This window comes from Pseudoruegeria sp. SHC-113 (assembly GCF_025376885.1).
In the GTDB taxonomy this organism is placed as follows: Bacteria; Pseudomonadota; Alphaproteobacteria; order Rhodobacterales; family Rhodobacteraceae; genus Pseudoruegeria.
In genome coordinates this window covers 2,422,376-2,435,795 of record NZ_JAHUBR010000001.1, presented here as the reverse complement: position 1 = coordinate 2,435,795, position 13,420 = coordinate 2,422,376, and the positions used below count along the sequence as shown (strand labels likewise).

Genomic DNA, 13,420 nt, shown 5'->3' with positions numbered 1-13,420 from the left:
ATCCTACATCTTCCCCAAGTCTTCGAAAGGTCAGCATCATGACCCATAAAATCGCCATTCTGGGTGCCTCCGGCTACACCGGCGCCGAGCTTGTCCGGCTGATCGCCACCCACCCCGAGATGGAGATCGTCGCGCTGTCGGCGGATCGCAAGGCGGGCCAGACCATGGCCAGCGTCTTCCCGCATCTGCGCCATCTCGATCTGCCCACGCTTGTCACCATTGACGAGATCGATTTCGCAGGCGTGGATCTGTGCTTCTGCGCGCTGCCCCACGCCACCAGCCAGGCGGTGATCCGCGAATTGCCCAAGCATTTGAAAATCGTCGATCTTTCCGCCGATTTCCGGCTGCGCGATCCCGAGGCCTACGCAAAATGGTACGGCGGCCCCCATGCCGCGCTGGAGCAGCAGGCCGAGGCCGTTTACGGGCTTACCGAATTCTACCGTGAAGAGATCAGGCAGGCCCGGCTCGTGGCAGGCACGGGCTGCAACGCGGCCACCGGCCAGTTCGCCCTGCGCCCGCTGATCGAGGCCGGCGTGATCGATCTGGACGAGATCATCCTCGATCTGAAGGCTGCCGTGTCTGGCGCCGGGCGCAGCTTGAAGGAAAACCTCCTGCATGCCGAGCTGTCTGAAGGCTACCACGCCTATGCGGCTGGCGGCACGCACCGGCACCTGGGCGAGTTCGATCAGGAATTCTCGGCCATCGCGGGCCGCCCTGTGAAGATCCAGTTCACCCCGCATCTGGTGCCCGCCAACCGCGGCATCCTCGCCACCGTATACGTAAAGGGCGATGCGGCGGAGATCCACGCGGTGCTTGCGGGCGCTTACGGGGAGGAGCCTTTCATCGAAGTGCTGCCGTTCGGCGAGCACCCCTCCACCCGCCACATCCGGGGCAGCAACTTCTGCCATATCGGCGTTGTGGCGGACCGGATCGAGGGCCGCGCCATCGTGATCGCCGCGCTGGACAACCTGACGAAGGGCTCGTCCGGTCAGGCGCTGCAGAACGCCAACCTGATGCTCGGCATTGAGGAGACGACGGGGCTGATGCTGGCCCCGCTGTTCCCGTAACGAAAGAATGAAGGAGATCGCGCCGTGAAAGGGCTCAAGAAGCAACGCAGAATTCAGGTGATCATCGTCGCCGCGGTGGCGCTTCTGCTCTCAACGGCGCTGATCGGCTATGCCTTGCGCGATGGCATCAACTTCTTCCGCAGCCCCTCGCAGGTGGTGGAAGCCCCGCCCGAGCCGGGCGAGGTCTTCCGCATCGGCGGGCTGGTGGAGGAAGGCACGCTGGAGCGCGGGCAGGGCGAGGCGATCCGCTTCATGGTCACCGATGGCGGGGCCTCCGTGCCTGTCACCTTCACCGGCATCCTGCCCGACCTCTTTGAAGAGGGGCAAGGCATGGTGGGCACCGGCTCTTACGTGAACGGCACCTTCGAAGCCACGGAAATCCTTGCCAAACACGATGAGACCTACATGCCGAAAGAGGTGGTGGACGCGCTCAAGGAGCAGGGTGTCTACCAGCCATCGGACGATAGCTGAAGCCGCTCTTAACCGGTTCTGATCAAGGCTTCCCGGCGTCTGAGATACGCTGGGGAGCCTTTTTTCATGCCCGATGTACGCGCCATTGCAGAGGCCATCATCGCCCGTGAGGGCGGTTACGTGAACGATCCCGACGATCCGGGCGGGGCGACGAACTACGGCGTCACCATCCATACGATGCGCCGTCTGGGGCTGGATCTGGATGGCGATGGCGACGTGGATGCCGCCGACGTGCGCCGGCTTTCGCGCGATCAGGCGGTGGAGATCTTCCTGAAGCATTATTTCGAGCGCCCCGGCATCGCGCTTCTGCCCGAGGCGCTGCAGGCCAGCGTGTTCGACATGTATGTGAACGCGGGCAGCAACGCGGTGAAGATCCTGCAGCGGATGTTTCGCAAGATGGCGTTTGACTGCGCGGTGGACGGGGTGATCGGCCCGCAGACCGCCGCCGTGTCCAAAGCCGCCTACGCCCGCGCGCCGCGCCATCTGGCCGATGCTTACGGGATCGAGCGGCGCAACTACTACTACGCGCTCGCCGATGCCCGCCCCGCCAGCCGCAAATACGCCCGCCGCCGCGATGGTGGCAAGGGTGGCTGGATCCGCCGGGCGGAGGAGTTCATCTCGGCCAAATACCACCTGACGGCCGCCCAACACGCCGCGAGGATCGCCGCATGGGCATGATGACAGGGCTGATGAGCCTTCTGTTTGGCGGCGGGCGCAACGCCATTGTGGAGACGGTGGAGGTGTTTCGCGAAAACGCTGAGAGCAGCGCGCAACGCGGCTTCACCCTGCAGAACGCCGCGCTCTCCCAACTGGCCGCAGAGTTTGCCGTGCCCCGCAAGGGCGGCTTTGATCGCTTCATGGATGGGGTCAACCGCGTGCCGCGCCCGGCGCTGGTGTTCGGCATTCTCGCGATGTTCGTGGCGGCGATGGCCGATCCCGTCTGGTTCGCGGCACGCATGGCGGGGCTATCGCTGGTGCCGGAGCCGCTCTGGTGGCTTCTGGGCATCATCGTCTCCTTCTATTTTGGCGCGCGCCATCAGGTGAAAGGGCAGGAATTTCAACGCGCTCTGGCCGAAACCTACAGCCGCGTGCCGGGCGTGATGGGCAATATCGAGGCGCTGGACGCGCTGGAAGCCCCGCCCGCGGAAGAAGCTCTGCACGACAACCCGGCCCTTGCCGATTGGCAGCGCGACGCAGGCTGAAGCGTTTCGGATATAACCTGAAACATTCTGCATCGCTTTTCGCGTTCGACCAAAGGGAGAGGCAGCGAAGAAGCGATTCAGATTTGATCCGAAACGCTCTAGACGCGCCGCCGGCTCCCACGAAAGCGTGACAATCTGGCCCCTCCGGCCACGCGCATTTGCATTGCCGGTTTTGCCGTTTGCGCTAAAATCTGCGCCATGATTGCAGAGCTTGGCCACTTCGCCCTTATCCTCGCCTTCGTCGTTGCCATCGTGCAGGCGATCGTTCCCCTCATCGGTGCCCACAAAGGCTGGGGCAGTTGGATGGCGCTCGCCATCCCGGCGGCCTCGGTGCAATTCGTGCTTACCGCCTTCAGCTTCGCCGCGCTTACCTACGCCTTCGTGGTGTCGGATTTCTCGCTGCGGCTGGTGGTGCTGAACTCCCACACGCTGAAGCCGATGCTCTACAAAGTCAGCGGCGTCTGGGGCAACCACGAGGGCTCGATGCTGCTCTGGGTGCTGATCCTGACGCTCTTTGGGGCCTGTGCGGCGTGGTTTGGCGCAGGCCTGCCGGATCGCCTGCGCGCCCGCGTGCTGGCGGTGCAATCCTCGGTCTCCGTGGCTTTCTTCGCCTTCATCCTCTTCACGTCGAACCCCTTCCTGCGCCTCGCGGTGCCGCCCTTTGACGGGCAGGATCTGAACCCGCTGCTGCAGGATCCGGGCCTCGCCTTCCACCCGCCGTTCCTCTACCTCGGCTACGTGGGGCTCTCGATGTCCTTCTCCTTCGCCGTGGCTGCGCTACTGGAAGGCCGGGTAGACGCCGCCTGGGGCCGCTGGGTGCGCCCCTGGACGTTGGCGGCCTGGATGTTCCTCACCATCGGCATCGCGCTTGGCTCCTGGTGGGCCTATTACGAGCTGGGCTGGGGCGGCTTCTGGTTCTGGGATCCGGTGGAAAACGCCTCCTTCATGCCCTGGCTGATCGCGGCGGCCCTGCTGCACTCCGCCATCGTGGTGGAGAAGCGCGAAGCCCTGAAAAGCTGGACGATCCTGCTGGCTATCCTCGCCTTCGGGTTCTCGCTGATCGGCACCTTCATCGTGCGCTCCGGCGTGATCACCAGCGTGCATGCCTTCGCCAACGATCCCGAGCGCGGCGTCTTCATCCTGCTGATCCTCGCCTTCTTCATGGGCGGCGCGCTCACGCTGTTTGCCGCCCGCGCGGGCGCGATGGAAGCCAAGGGTGTCTTTGCGCCGGTGAGCCGGGAAGGGGCGCTGTTGTTCAACAACATCCTGCTGGCAGTCTCGGCCTTTGTGGTCTTCTTCGGCACGATCTGGCCGCTGATCGCCGAACTGCTGTTTGACCGCAAGCTCTCGGTCGGCCCGCCCTTCTTCAACATGGCCTTCACCCCCTTCATGGTGGCGCTGGCGATCATCTTGCCCATCGGCTCGATCCTGCCGTGGAAGCGGGCGAACCTTGGCAAGGTGCTGCGCAGCCTGCGCGGGGCCTTCGTGTTCTCGCTTGCCGTCATGGCTCTTGTCTGGGCGATGCAAACAGGCCGCTCCGCCCTTGGCCCCATTGGGCTCGGCCTCGGGGCCTGGCTCGTGAGCGGCGCGCTGGTGGATCTCTGGCTGCGCACCGGGCGTGCCGATGCCGCGAGCCGCCTGCGCCGCCTGAAGAACCTGCCGCGCGCGGATTGGGGCAAGGCCGTGGCCCATATCGGCTTCGGCATCACCACCATCGGCGTTGCGGGCCTGCTTGCTTGGGAGCAAGAAGACATCCGCGTCGTGCAGGTGGGCGAAAGCTTCACCGTGGGCGCTTATGAAATCACGCTGGAAGACGTGCGCGATGTGCAGGGGCCCAACTACCTCTCCACCATGGCGGATCTGCGTGTCGAACAGGATGGCCGCACTATCGCCGTACTGAGCCCGGAGAAACGCGTCTACCCGGTGGCGAAAATGCCAACCACCGAAGCCGCGATCCGCAACGGGTTCTTGCGTGACATCTACCTCGTGATCGGGGATCTGCAGGCCAATGGCGGCTGGGCCGTGCGCACCTATATCAAGCCGCTGGCCAACTGGATCTGGGCGGGCTCCATCATCATGGCGCTCGGAGGCGTGCTGAGCCTCACCGACCGCCGCTACCGCGTCGCCGCCGGCGCGCGCAAAACCGCGCCCTCGGGTGCCGTGGCGGCGGAGTAGGGCGATGCTGCGAATCCTGACTCTGCTTCTGGCGATGGCTTTTGCGCCGCTCGCGCCTACGCCCGCCTTCGCGGTGTTTCCTGACGAGGTGCTGGAGGATCCGGTGCTGGAAGCCCGCGCGCGGGAGCTGTCCAAGGGCCTGCGCTGCCTTGTCTGCCGCAACGAAAGCATCGACGAAAGCAACGCAGGGCTCGCGCGCGACCTGCGCCTGCTGGTGCGCGAACGCCTCGTCGCGGGCGACAGCGACGAGGAGGCGATGGACTTCATCGTGGACCGCTACGGCGAATACGTGCTGCTGCAGCCCACGGTGCGCGGTGCCAACATCGCGCTCTGGCTCGCCGGGCCCCTGATGCTACTGGTGGCGCTGGCCATCGGCATCGGCTACCTGCGCCGCCGCAGCGCTGCCGCCGTGGCGGCAGAGGGCGCGGAAGCGCTCAGCGCCGAGGAAACCGCGCGGCTCAAGGATATTCTCGGGCAATAACGCTGGGTTGGGCTTTCGCTTGGCGCGGGCCGTCCCTATCTTTGCCGCAACGAGTGGCAATGAAGAGGGATGCCCGCAATGAACTATCAGGCCATCAAGCTGCGCGAACGGGGCGGCGTTGCGGTGCTCACCCTGGACCGGCCCGAGGCGATGAACGCGCTCGACACCCAGATGCGCGCAGAGATCCTGCACGCCGTTAAGGCCGCGCAGGAAAGCGCGCGGGTGCTGGTTATCACCGGGCGCGGCAAGGCCTTCTGTTCCGGGCAGGATCTGGGCAGCCGCAGCAACGTGCTGAACATGGATCTGGAGCGCCTGCTGCGCGACGAATACATGCCGATGCTCGAAGCCATCTACGATTGCCCCATCCCCACCATCGCCGCCGTCAACGGCAGCGCCGCCGGGGCCGGAGCCAACCTTGCGCTGGCTGCCGACGTGGTCATCGCCTCGGAGAAAGCAAGCTTCCTGCAGGCCTTCACTCGCATCGGCCTGATCCCGGACGCCGGCGGCACCTACTGGATGCCGCGCCAGATGGGCTTTGCCAAAGCCATGGGCGCAGCCCTTTTCGCCGAGCCGATCCCGGCCCGCCAGGCCGCCGATTGGGGCATGATCTGGGAAGCCGTGCCGGAGGAAGACTTCGCCGCCCATTGGCAGGCCCGCGCCGAGAAACTGGCCTCAGGCCCCACCGCGGCCTATGCCCGCGTCAAGGAAGCCATCCGCGCCACTTACAAGAACGGCCTCACCGAACAGCTGGAGCTGGAAGCCCACCTGCAGGGCGAAAGCGGCAAGACGCGGGATTTCCGCGAAGGTGTCGTGGCGTTCATGGAAAAACGCCCGGCCCGCTTCGAAGGCCGGTAAGCCGAGCAGGGGGCTCTGCCCCCGCCGCCTTCGGCGACTCCCCCGAGATATTTGGGGAACAAAGTGGGCCCCCATCTTCTGACCCGAAATATCCCGGGGTGAATTGGCCGGAACGGTCAAAAGGGGCAGCGCCCCAAAAGAAAAGGGCCGCGTGATGCGGCCCTTTTGTGTTTGCTGCGGCGTCTTGAGCCTCAGCGATCTTCCACGTTGACGTAGTCGCGCAGGGTTTCGCCGGTGTAGAGCTGGCGCGGGCGGCCGATCTTGAGGCCGGGATCGGAGATCTGCTCTTTCCATTGGGAGATCCAGCCCACAGTGCGCGAGAGCGCGAAGATCGGGGTGAACATCTCGGTCGGGAAGCCCATCGCCTCGAGGATGATGCCGGAGTAGAAATCCACGTTCGGGAAGAGTTTCTTCTCGGCGAAGTAAGGATCGGCCAGCGCGGCGGCTTCCAGCTCCTTGGCGACCTGCAGGGTGGGGTTGTTTTCCACGCCGAGCAGTTCCAGCACCTCGTCGGCGCTCTGTTTCATCACCTTGGCGCGCGGGTCGAAGTTCTTGTAGACGCGGTGACCGAAGCCCATCAGGCGGAAGGGATCGTTCTTGTCCTTGGCGCGTTCGATGAACTCGGGGATGCGGTCCACGGTGCCGATTTCGCGCAGCATCTCGAGGCAGGCCTGGTTGGCGCCGCCGTGGGCGGGGCCCCAGAGGCAGGCGATGCCGGCGGCGATACAGGCAAAGGGGTTGGCGCCGGAGGAAGACGCCAGACGCACCGTGGAGGTGGAGGCGTTCTGCTCGTGGTCGGCGTGCAGCGTAAAGATCCGGTCCATCGCGCGGCTCAGGATCGGGTTGACCTCGTAATCTTCGGCCGGAACGGCAAAGCACATGCGCAGGAAGTTGGAGGCGTAGTCCAGATCGTTGCGTGGGTACACGAAGGGCTGGCCGATCGAGTATTTATAGGCCCAGGCGGCGATCGTCGGCATTTTGGCGATCAGGCGGATCGAGGCGACCTCGCGCTGCCAGGGATCGGCGATGTCGGTGGAATCGTGGTAGAAGGCGCTCATCGCGCCAACCACGCCCACCATCGTGGCCATCGGGTGCGCGTCGCGGCGGAAGCCCCGGAAGAAATACTGCATCTGCTCGTGCAGCATCGTGTGGTTCGTCACCCGGCTTTCGAAATCCTCGAGCTGGGCAGCGGAGGGCAGCTCGCCGTAGAGCAGCAGGTAGCAGACTTCGAGGAAGTGGGATTTGCCGGCCAGTTGATCGATCGGGTAGCCGCGGTGCAGAAGCTCGCCCTTGTCGCCGTCGATGAAGGTGATGGTGGATTCGCAGGCGGCGGTGGAGGTGAACCCCGGGTCATAGGTGAAAACGCCGCCATCGGCGTAGAGACGGCGGATGTCGATCACATCCGGACCAGCGGTCGGCGTATGGATCGGCAGTTCCAGCGTCTTGTCGCCGATGCTCAGCGTCGCCGTCTTTTTCGTGTCAGACATTCTGTACCCTCTTGGCAATGGGCCCCTGCCGGCAAGCGCCGGGGCGGCCAGGCTTCTTTGGGAGAAGGCGCGCCTGTGGCGGTACGCCTTTACCCCTGTGCGGCGTCGTTGATACGGGCCACGCTCTCATCGCGGCCCAGAACGAGCATCATGTCGAAAACGCTGGGGGTTACCGCGCGGCCCGCGAGGGCGGCGCGCAGGGGGGCGGCCAGCTTGCCGAACTTCGTCCCTTGAGCCTCGGCAAAGGCGCCCATCAGCTCCTCCAGCGTGTTGCGCTCCCAGCTAGCATTTTGCAACTGCGGCGTCAATTCTTTCAGTATACCACGGGATACCGGATCAAGGGATTTCGCGGCTTTCTCCTCTGGCTGCAACGGGCGGTCCGTCAGAATAAAGGCTGCTTTTTCAATAAGCTCCGGGAATGTCTTCGCGCGTTCCTTCAGGCAGTACATGCCGCGCGTCATCCCGTCGCGCTGTGCGTCCGTGAGGGCAGGCTGGCCGGTGACTTCAAGGAAAGCCTCCAGTTCTTGCAGCAGTGCAGCATCTTCCGTCACGGCAATATGCTGGCCGCAGAGATTCTCGAGTTTCTTGAAGTCGAGCCGGGCCGGAGATTTGCCGATTCCGGAGAGATCGAACCAGGCGAGCGCCTGTTCGGTGGTGAAGAACTCGTCATCGCCGTGGCTCCAGCCCAGGCGGGCCAGGTAGTTGCGCATGCCGGCGGCCGGATAGCCCATGGCCTGGTATTCTTCCACCCCAAGAGCGCCGTGGCGTTTGGAGAGCTTCTTGCCATCCGGCCCGTGGATCAGGGGGATATGCGCGTAAACCGGCAGCTCCCAACCCATGGCCTTGTAGATCTGGCTCTGGCGGGCGGCGTTGTTGAGGTGGTCATCGCCCCGGATCACATGGGTGACACCCATGTCCTGATCGTCCACCACGACGGCGAGCATATAGGTGGGCGTGCCATCGGAGCGCAGCAGGATCATGTCGTCGAGCTGGTCGTTGCGGAAGGTGACGGTGCCCTGCACCTCGTCCTGGATCACGGTTTCGCCCTCGCGCGGGGCGCGCAGGCGGATCGCGTAGGGCGCGTCCGGGTGGGTTGCGGGATCGGCGTCCCGCCAGGGGCTTTGGTAGAGCGTGGAGCGGCCCTCGGCGCGGGCGGCTTCGCGGAAGGCGGCGATCTCTTCTCGCGAGGCGAAGCATTTGTAGGCGTGGCCCTTGGCGAGCATCTCGCGCGCGACTTCGGCGTGGCGGTCGGCGCGGGCGAACTGGCTCACTGCCTCTCCGTCGTAATCCAGCCCCAGCCAGGCCATGCCGCGGCCGATGGCGGCGGTGGCTTCCGGTGTGGAGCGGGCGCGGTCGGTGTCTTCGATGCGCAGCAGGAACTTGCCGCCCCGGCCACGGGCATAGAGCCAGTTGAACAGCGCCGTGCGCGCGCCGCCGATGTGCAGGTAGCCGGTGGGCGAGGGGGCAAAACGGGTGACGACCGGACGCTCGGACATGACGGGTGTTAACCTTTCGGAAACCAGGAATGGGGTAGCTCTGTTGACGGTGTTTTAGAGGCGCCGGAAAGGGAGGACAAGTGCCGCGCCTGCCGCGCCCCCTGCAGGATCTGCGCGTGACGCTGGGGGCGGCGCTGGCCCTGCAGCGGCCCCATGCGTTTGACTGGGCGCCGGTTGCCTTGGCCGCCGGGATCGGGGGCTATTTCGCGCTTCTGCGGGAGCCCGGGCTCACCGCACTGGCCGTGGCGGCGGCGCTGGCGCTGCTGTTGGCGGCTTTGGCCGAGCGGCGGCCTCTCGCGGCCCCCGTTCTCTGCCTTCTGGCGCTGGTTTTTCTTGGCGGATTGGTCGGCGCAATTCGGGCTGCATCCGTGGCGGAGCCTGTGTTGGGGTTTCGCTATTACGGGCCGGTCACGGGCCGCATCATCGAGGTCGATCGCTCCCACAGCGAGGTGCCACGGATCACGCTGGATCAGGTCTGGCTTTCGCGGATGGACCCGGCGCGCGTGCCTGCGCGGGTGCGGGTCTCGCTGCATGGCGATCAGGGGTTTACCGAACTTGTGCCGGGGCGCGTGGTGATGCTGACGGGCCATCTCGCGCCGCCCTCCGGCCCGGTGGAGCCCGCAGGCTTTGATTTCCGCCGTATGGCCTTTTTTGAGCGTCTTGGCGCGGTGGGCTATACCCGCACGTCGGTGCTGCGGCTGTCGGACCCGCCGCCGACGCTTTGGCTCAAGCTGCAACGCCTGCGGCTGCGCATCGCGCAGGCCGCTACGGCGCGTGTTGCGGGTGATCCGGGTGCCTTTGCCGCCGCCGTGCTTACCGGCGAGCGCAGCTATATCTCGGTGGGCGCGCTGGAGGCGCTGAGGCGTTCAAACCTTGCGCATCTGCTGGCGATTTCGGGGCTGCATATGGGGATGCTCACGGGCGTTGTTTTCGCCACCTGCTGGAGCGCGATGAGCCTCTCACCTGCCTTCGCGATGCGTTGGCCCACGCGCAAACTGGCTGCCGCCGTGGCGCTTTCTGCAGGGGGCTTCTACCTGATGCTGTCAGGCGGTAGCGTCGCCACGCAGCGGGCCTTCGTGATGGTGGCGGTGATGTTCGGCGCGGTGCTTCTGGACCGGCGCGCGATAACCTTACGCGCGGTGGCCGTGGCGGCGCTGATTCTGCTCCTGCTGCGCCCCGACACGCTCGCTGCGCCGGGGTTCCAGATGTCTTTCGCGGCGACGGTGGCACTGGTGGCCGTGTTTTCAGCCCTGCGCGATGCGCCCGTCTGGCCCGCGCACGGATTGGCGCGCGGCGCGGTGGCGCTTTTTGTGTCCTCTTTCGTGGCCGGGCTGGCGACGGCCCCTTTCGCGGCGGCGCATTTCAACCAGATCGCCCACTACGGGCTGGTGGCCAACCTGCTGGCGGTGCCGGTGATGGGGCTTGTCGTGATGCCGGGCGCGGTGCTCGCGGCGGTACTGGCCCCGCTGGGCGGCGCGGGGCTGGGGCTCTGGCTGATGGGGCTCGGCGCGCGCTGGATCCTCTTCGTTGCGCAGAGGGTCTCGGGCTTGGAGGGCGCGGTGCGGCTGGTCCCCTCGCCGCCGGAGGGCACGCTGCCCCTGCTGGCCGTTGGTGCGCTTTTCGTCATCCTCTGGCAGGGGCGGGCGCGCTGGTTGGGGCTAGTGCCCCTCTGCGCCGCCTTTGGCCTTTGGGTCACCGTGGAGCGCCCCGCGGTGCTGATCGCCGACGATGGCCGCCTGCTGGGTCTCCTCACGTCAGAGGGCCGCGCCTTAAGCAAGCCGCGCGGGGCGGGATTCGTGGCTGAAAGCTGGCTTGAAAACGATGGCGATGCCGACACGCAGGCCGAAGCCGCAGACCGGCTTGCGCCTGATGGACAAGGCTTCTGGCAGGCTGAGAAGACGCGCTTTGCGCTGGTGTCCGGTAAGAGAGCGCTGGCTGCGCTGCCCACGACCTGCGCGGCGGCGGATTGGGTGGTCGTGGCCGATGTGTTGGAGCCAGAGCAGCGCGCCGGGCTTGAAGCGCAGTGCCACCTCATCGATCTGGCCGACTTGCGCCAAACCGGAGCGCTGGCGCTTTACCCAGAGGCAGAGGCCCCCGGCGGCTGGCGTGTGCGGCCCACCTACCGCCCTGGCGCGCGCCGCCCTTGGCAGGGCGGCCAGAGCCGTTAGTAGGTACGGATCAGCCCGACAAGGCGGCCCTGAACCGTGACCTGGCCTTCCGGCAGCACGCGGGTTTCATAGGCCGGGTTCGCGGCTTCCAGCGCGATCATGTTGCCCCGGCGGCGGAAGCGCTTGAGCGTCGCCTCATAGCCTTCCACCAGCGCCACGACGATATCGCCGTTCTCCGCCGTGGAGGTTTCGCGGATGACCACGATGTCGCCGTTGTTGATCCCGGCCTCGATCATGGAATCGCCTTTGACTTCAAGCGCGTAATGCGCGCCCTTGCCCGACAGCATCTGCCCGGGCACCGAGACGTGATGTTCGACTTCGCTGATCGCTTCGATCGGGGTGCCGGCGGCGATGCGGCCCATCATCGGCAGATCGATCACCTCGGCGCTGCTCACGGGCTGGCTTGCCGCCGGTTGCGCCGGTGCAGGTGCAGGCGCGCCGCCTTCCACCACGCGGGGCGAAAAGCCTTTCTTTTCCATCGCTTCCGGCAGCTTCACGATTTCAAGCGCGCGGGCCTTATGGGCCAGCCTGCGGATGAAGCCGCGCTCTTCCAGCGCCGTGATCAGCCGGTGGATGCCCGATTTGGAGCGCAGGTTCAGCGCTTCTTTCATCTCGTCGAAAGAGGGCGGCACGCCGTCTTTCTGGACGCGGGTGTGGATGAATTCCAGCAGTTCGAGCTGCTTTTTCGTCAACATATGCTCGGTCCTCCGTTGGCGCGCGGCGGGGCGTATCGAACCGATGCACGGCGCAAAACAGCGCCGGTTGCCCCGGCCAATACCCCACACCTTTCAGGCGCGTTCGGCACATGTTCTACCGTTGTTCTTGTTTTGTGTCAATCACTCGCGCCAAAGGCGATGTAGTCCACCGGGCTGCCCGCCTTAAGCGGGCCTTCACCGGGTGCGCGCACCATCAGGCAATTGGCCGACGACAGGATGGTGAGCAGGGAGGAATCCTGCCGGTCAAAGGGCGTGATGCGTCCGTCTTCGATGCGGGCGCGCATGTAGTGCTCGCGCGGGCCGTTCGTGCCGATATCCACCGCCAGCGTCGCGGTGCGGCGTGGCACGGGGCCAAAGGGCAGGCCCAGCATCTTGCGCAGCATCGGCACCACGAAAATCCGCGCACAGACGATGGAGGACACCGGGTTTCCCGGCAGGCCAACCATGGCAGCCGCACCCATGCGCCCGGCCATCAGCGGCTTTCCGGGCCGCATGGCGACCTTGTAAAAGGCGCGTTCCATCCCGAGCGACTGGGCCACGTCCCCCACCAGATCATGATCGCCGACGGAAGCGCCGCCGGTCGTCACGATCAGGTCGGCGCCTTCCGTGAGGCCGAAAACCGTGGTGAGCGACTCGCGCGTGTCCCGCGCTATTGGCAGCAGGCGGACTTCGGCGCCATGGGCCTCAAACAGCGCCTTCAGGGCGAAGCTGTTGGAGGCGATGATCTGGTCGGGTAACGGGGCCTCGCCGGGCATCACAAGCTCGTCGCCGGTGGCGATCAGCGCCACCACGGGGCGACGGGTGGCCTGCACCACGGGGCAGTTCATCGCCGCGATCAGCGAGAGATCGGTGGGCGAGAGCACGCGGGGGGCGGGCAGGGCATGGCCCACGGCAAAATCGCCGCCTGCGGGGCGGATATAGGCGGCGGTGTCGGGGGTTTCGCCTACAGTGATCTGATCACCCTCGCGGCGCACATCTTCCTGTATGACGATCCGTTGTCCGCCCTCGGGCACCGGCGCGCCGGTAAAGATGCGCACGGCTTGGCCTTCCGCAAGCTGGCCCGCAAACCCATGGCCTGCCGCGCTTTCGCCGATCACGGTGAAGCGATCGCCCGGCGCTACTTCAGCAGCCGCCACGGCGTAGCCATCCATCGCCGACGAAGGAAAGGGCGGCTGGTTGCGCTGCGCCACGACGGGCGCGGCCAGCACGCGGCCAGCGGCCTCGATCAGGGGTGTGGGTTCCGCCTCAAGCGGGGCGACGAGGGACAGCACATGGGCAAGGGCCTCCTCGACGGTGATCATC

12 protein-coding genes are annotated in these 13,420 nt (G+C 65.9%); 8 read left to right on the top strand and 4 right to left on the bottom strand.

The genetic code is table 11. From position 1 onward, the window contains the following. The first annotated feature begins 38 nt into the window (after window positions 1-38). From argC to KVX96_RS12005, 7 genes are all read left to right on the top strand, one after another. Window positions 39-1,067, top strand: a complete 1,029-nt coding sequence (gene argC / locus KVX96_RS12035) for an N-acetyl-gamma-glutamyl-phosphate reductase (RefSeq protein ID WP_261194718.1) — start codon at window positions 39-41, stop codon at window positions 1,065-1,067. A gap of 24 nt (window positions 1,068-1,091) precedes the next feature. After that, entirely contained in the window at window positions 1,092-1,538 is a 447-nt protein-coding gene (ccmE, locus tag KVX96_RS12030; protein WP_261194717.1) for a cytochrome c maturation protein CcmE, read from the top strand. A gap of 66 nt (window positions 1,539-1,604) precedes the next feature. Continuing rightward, on the top strand, window positions 1,605-2,216 hold the full coding sequence (locus KVX96_RS12025; RefSeq protein ID WP_261194716.1) for a holin-associated N-acetylmuramidase: 612 nt from the start codon (window positions 1,605-1,607) through the stop codon (window positions 2,214-2,216). Further along, window positions 2,207-2,740: a holin family protein gene (locus KVX96_RS12020; protein WP_261194715.1), complete on the top strand. Its 534-nt coding sequence runs from the start codon at window positions 2,207-2,209 to the stop codon at window positions 2,738-2,740. The genes KVX96_RS12025 and KVX96_RS12020 overlap by 10 nt, the downstream gene beginning before the upstream one ends. Window positions 2,741-2,938: 198 nt before the next feature. Then, window positions 2,939-4,915 (top strand): heme lyase CcmF/NrfE family subunit, encoded by a 1,977-nt coding sequence (locus KVX96_RS12015; protein ID WP_261194714.1) that lies wholly within the window; start codon window positions 2,939-2,941, stop codon window positions 4,913-4,915. Between the two features lie 4 nt (window positions 4,916-4,919). Next, window positions 4,920-5,396 (top strand): cytochrome c-type biogenesis protein CcmH, encoded by a 477-nt coding sequence (locus tag KVX96_RS12010; protein ID WP_261194712.1) that lies wholly within the window; start codon window positions 4,920-4,922, stop codon window positions 5,394-5,396. A 78-nt stretch (window positions 5,397-5,474) separates the two neighbouring features. Continuing rightward, complete coding sequence (locus KVX96_RS12005; protein WP_261194711.1) at window positions 5,475-6,251, top strand: enoyl-CoA hydratase-related protein; 777 nt, start codon at window positions 5,475-5,477, stop codon at window positions 6,249-6,251. Window positions 6,252-6,442: 191 nt separating this feature from the next. Here the strand turns inward: KVX96_RS12005 and gltA are convergent, their stop codons facing one another. Further along, window positions 6,443-7,738, bottom strand: a complete 1,296-nt coding sequence (gene gltA, locus KVX96_RS12000) for a citrate synthase (RefSeq protein ID WP_261194709.1) — start codon at window positions 7,736-7,738, stop codon at window positions 6,443-6,445. Between the two features lie 89 nt (window positions 7,739-7,827). Beyond that, on the bottom strand, window positions 7,828-9,234 hold the full coding sequence (gene gltX / locus KVX96_RS11995; RefSeq protein WP_261194708.1) for a glutamate--tRNA ligase: 1,407 nt from the start codon (window positions 9,232-9,234) through the stop codon (window positions 7,828-7,830). A gap of 80 nt (window positions 9,235-9,314) precedes the next feature. On the opposite strand from gltX, the gene KVX96_RS11990 reads away from it, so the two are divergent. Beyond that, window positions 9,315-11,402: a ComEC/Rec2 family competence protein gene (locus KVX96_RS11990; protein ID WP_261194707.1), complete on the top strand. Its 2,088-nt coding sequence runs from the start codon at window positions 9,315-9,317 to the stop codon at window positions 11,400-11,402. Here the strand turns inward: KVX96_RS11990 and lexA are convergent. Both lexA and glp read right to left on the bottom strand, forming a co-directional pair. After that, the gene (lexA, locus tag KVX96_RS11985; RefSeq protein WP_261194706.1) at window positions 11,399-12,097 is read right to left on the bottom strand and encodes a transcriptional repressor LexA; all 699 of its coding nucleotides are present in this window, start codon (window positions 12,095-12,097) and stop codon (window positions 11,399-11,401) included. The genes KVX96_RS11990 and lexA overlap by 4 nt on opposite strands. Window positions 12,098-12,234: 137 nt before the next feature. Beyond that, the gene (glp, locus tag KVX96_RS11980; RefSeq protein ID WP_261194705.1) at window positions 12,235-13,419 is read right to left on the bottom strand and encodes a gephyrin-like molybdotransferase Glp; all 1,185 of its coding nucleotides are present in this window, start codon (window positions 13,417-13,419) and stop codon (window positions 12,235-12,237) included. Window position 13,420 lies beyond the last annotated feature (1 nt).

Bases quoted from the DNA above. Each gene is read 5' to 3' on its own strand.
- argC (WP_261194718.1), top strand. From the start codon at position 39: ATGACCCATAAAATCGCCATTCTGGGTGCCTCCGGCTACACCGGCGCC.
- KVX96_RS12025 (WP_261194716.1), top strand. From the start codon at position 1,605: ATGCCCGATGTACGCGCCATTGCAGAGGCCATCATCGCCCGTGAGGGC.
- KVX96_RS12020 (WP_261194715.1), top strand. From the start codon at position 2,207: ATGGGCATGATGACAGGGCTGATGAGCCTTCTGTTTGGCGGCGGGCGC.
- KVX96_RS12015 (WP_261194714.1), top strand. From the start codon at position 2,939: ATGATTGCAGAGCTTGGCCACTTCGCCCTTATCCTCGCCTTCGTCGTT.
- KVX96_RS12010 (WP_261194712.1), top strand. From the start codon at position 4,920: ATGCTGCGAATCCTGACTCTGCTTCTGGCGATGGCTTTTGCGCCGCTC.
- KVX96_RS12005 (WP_261194711.1), top strand. From the start codon at position 5,475: ATGAACTATCAGGCCATCAAGCTGCGCGAACGGGGCGGCGTTGCGGTG.
- gltA (WP_261194709.1), bottom strand. From the start codon at position 7,738: ATGTCTGACACGAAAAAGACGGCGACGCTGAGCATCGGCGACAAGACG.
- gltX (WP_261194708.1), bottom strand. From the start codon at position 9,234: ATGTCCGAGCGTCCGGTCGTCACCCGTTTTGCCCCCTCGCCCACCGGC.
- lexA (WP_261194706.1), bottom strand. From the start codon at position 12,097: ATGTTGACGAAAAAGCAGCTCGAACTGCTGGAATTCATCCACACCCGC.
- glp (WP_261194705.1), bottom strand. From the start codon at position 13,419: ATGATCACCGTCGAGGAGGCCCTTGCCCATGTGCTGTCCCTCGTCGCC.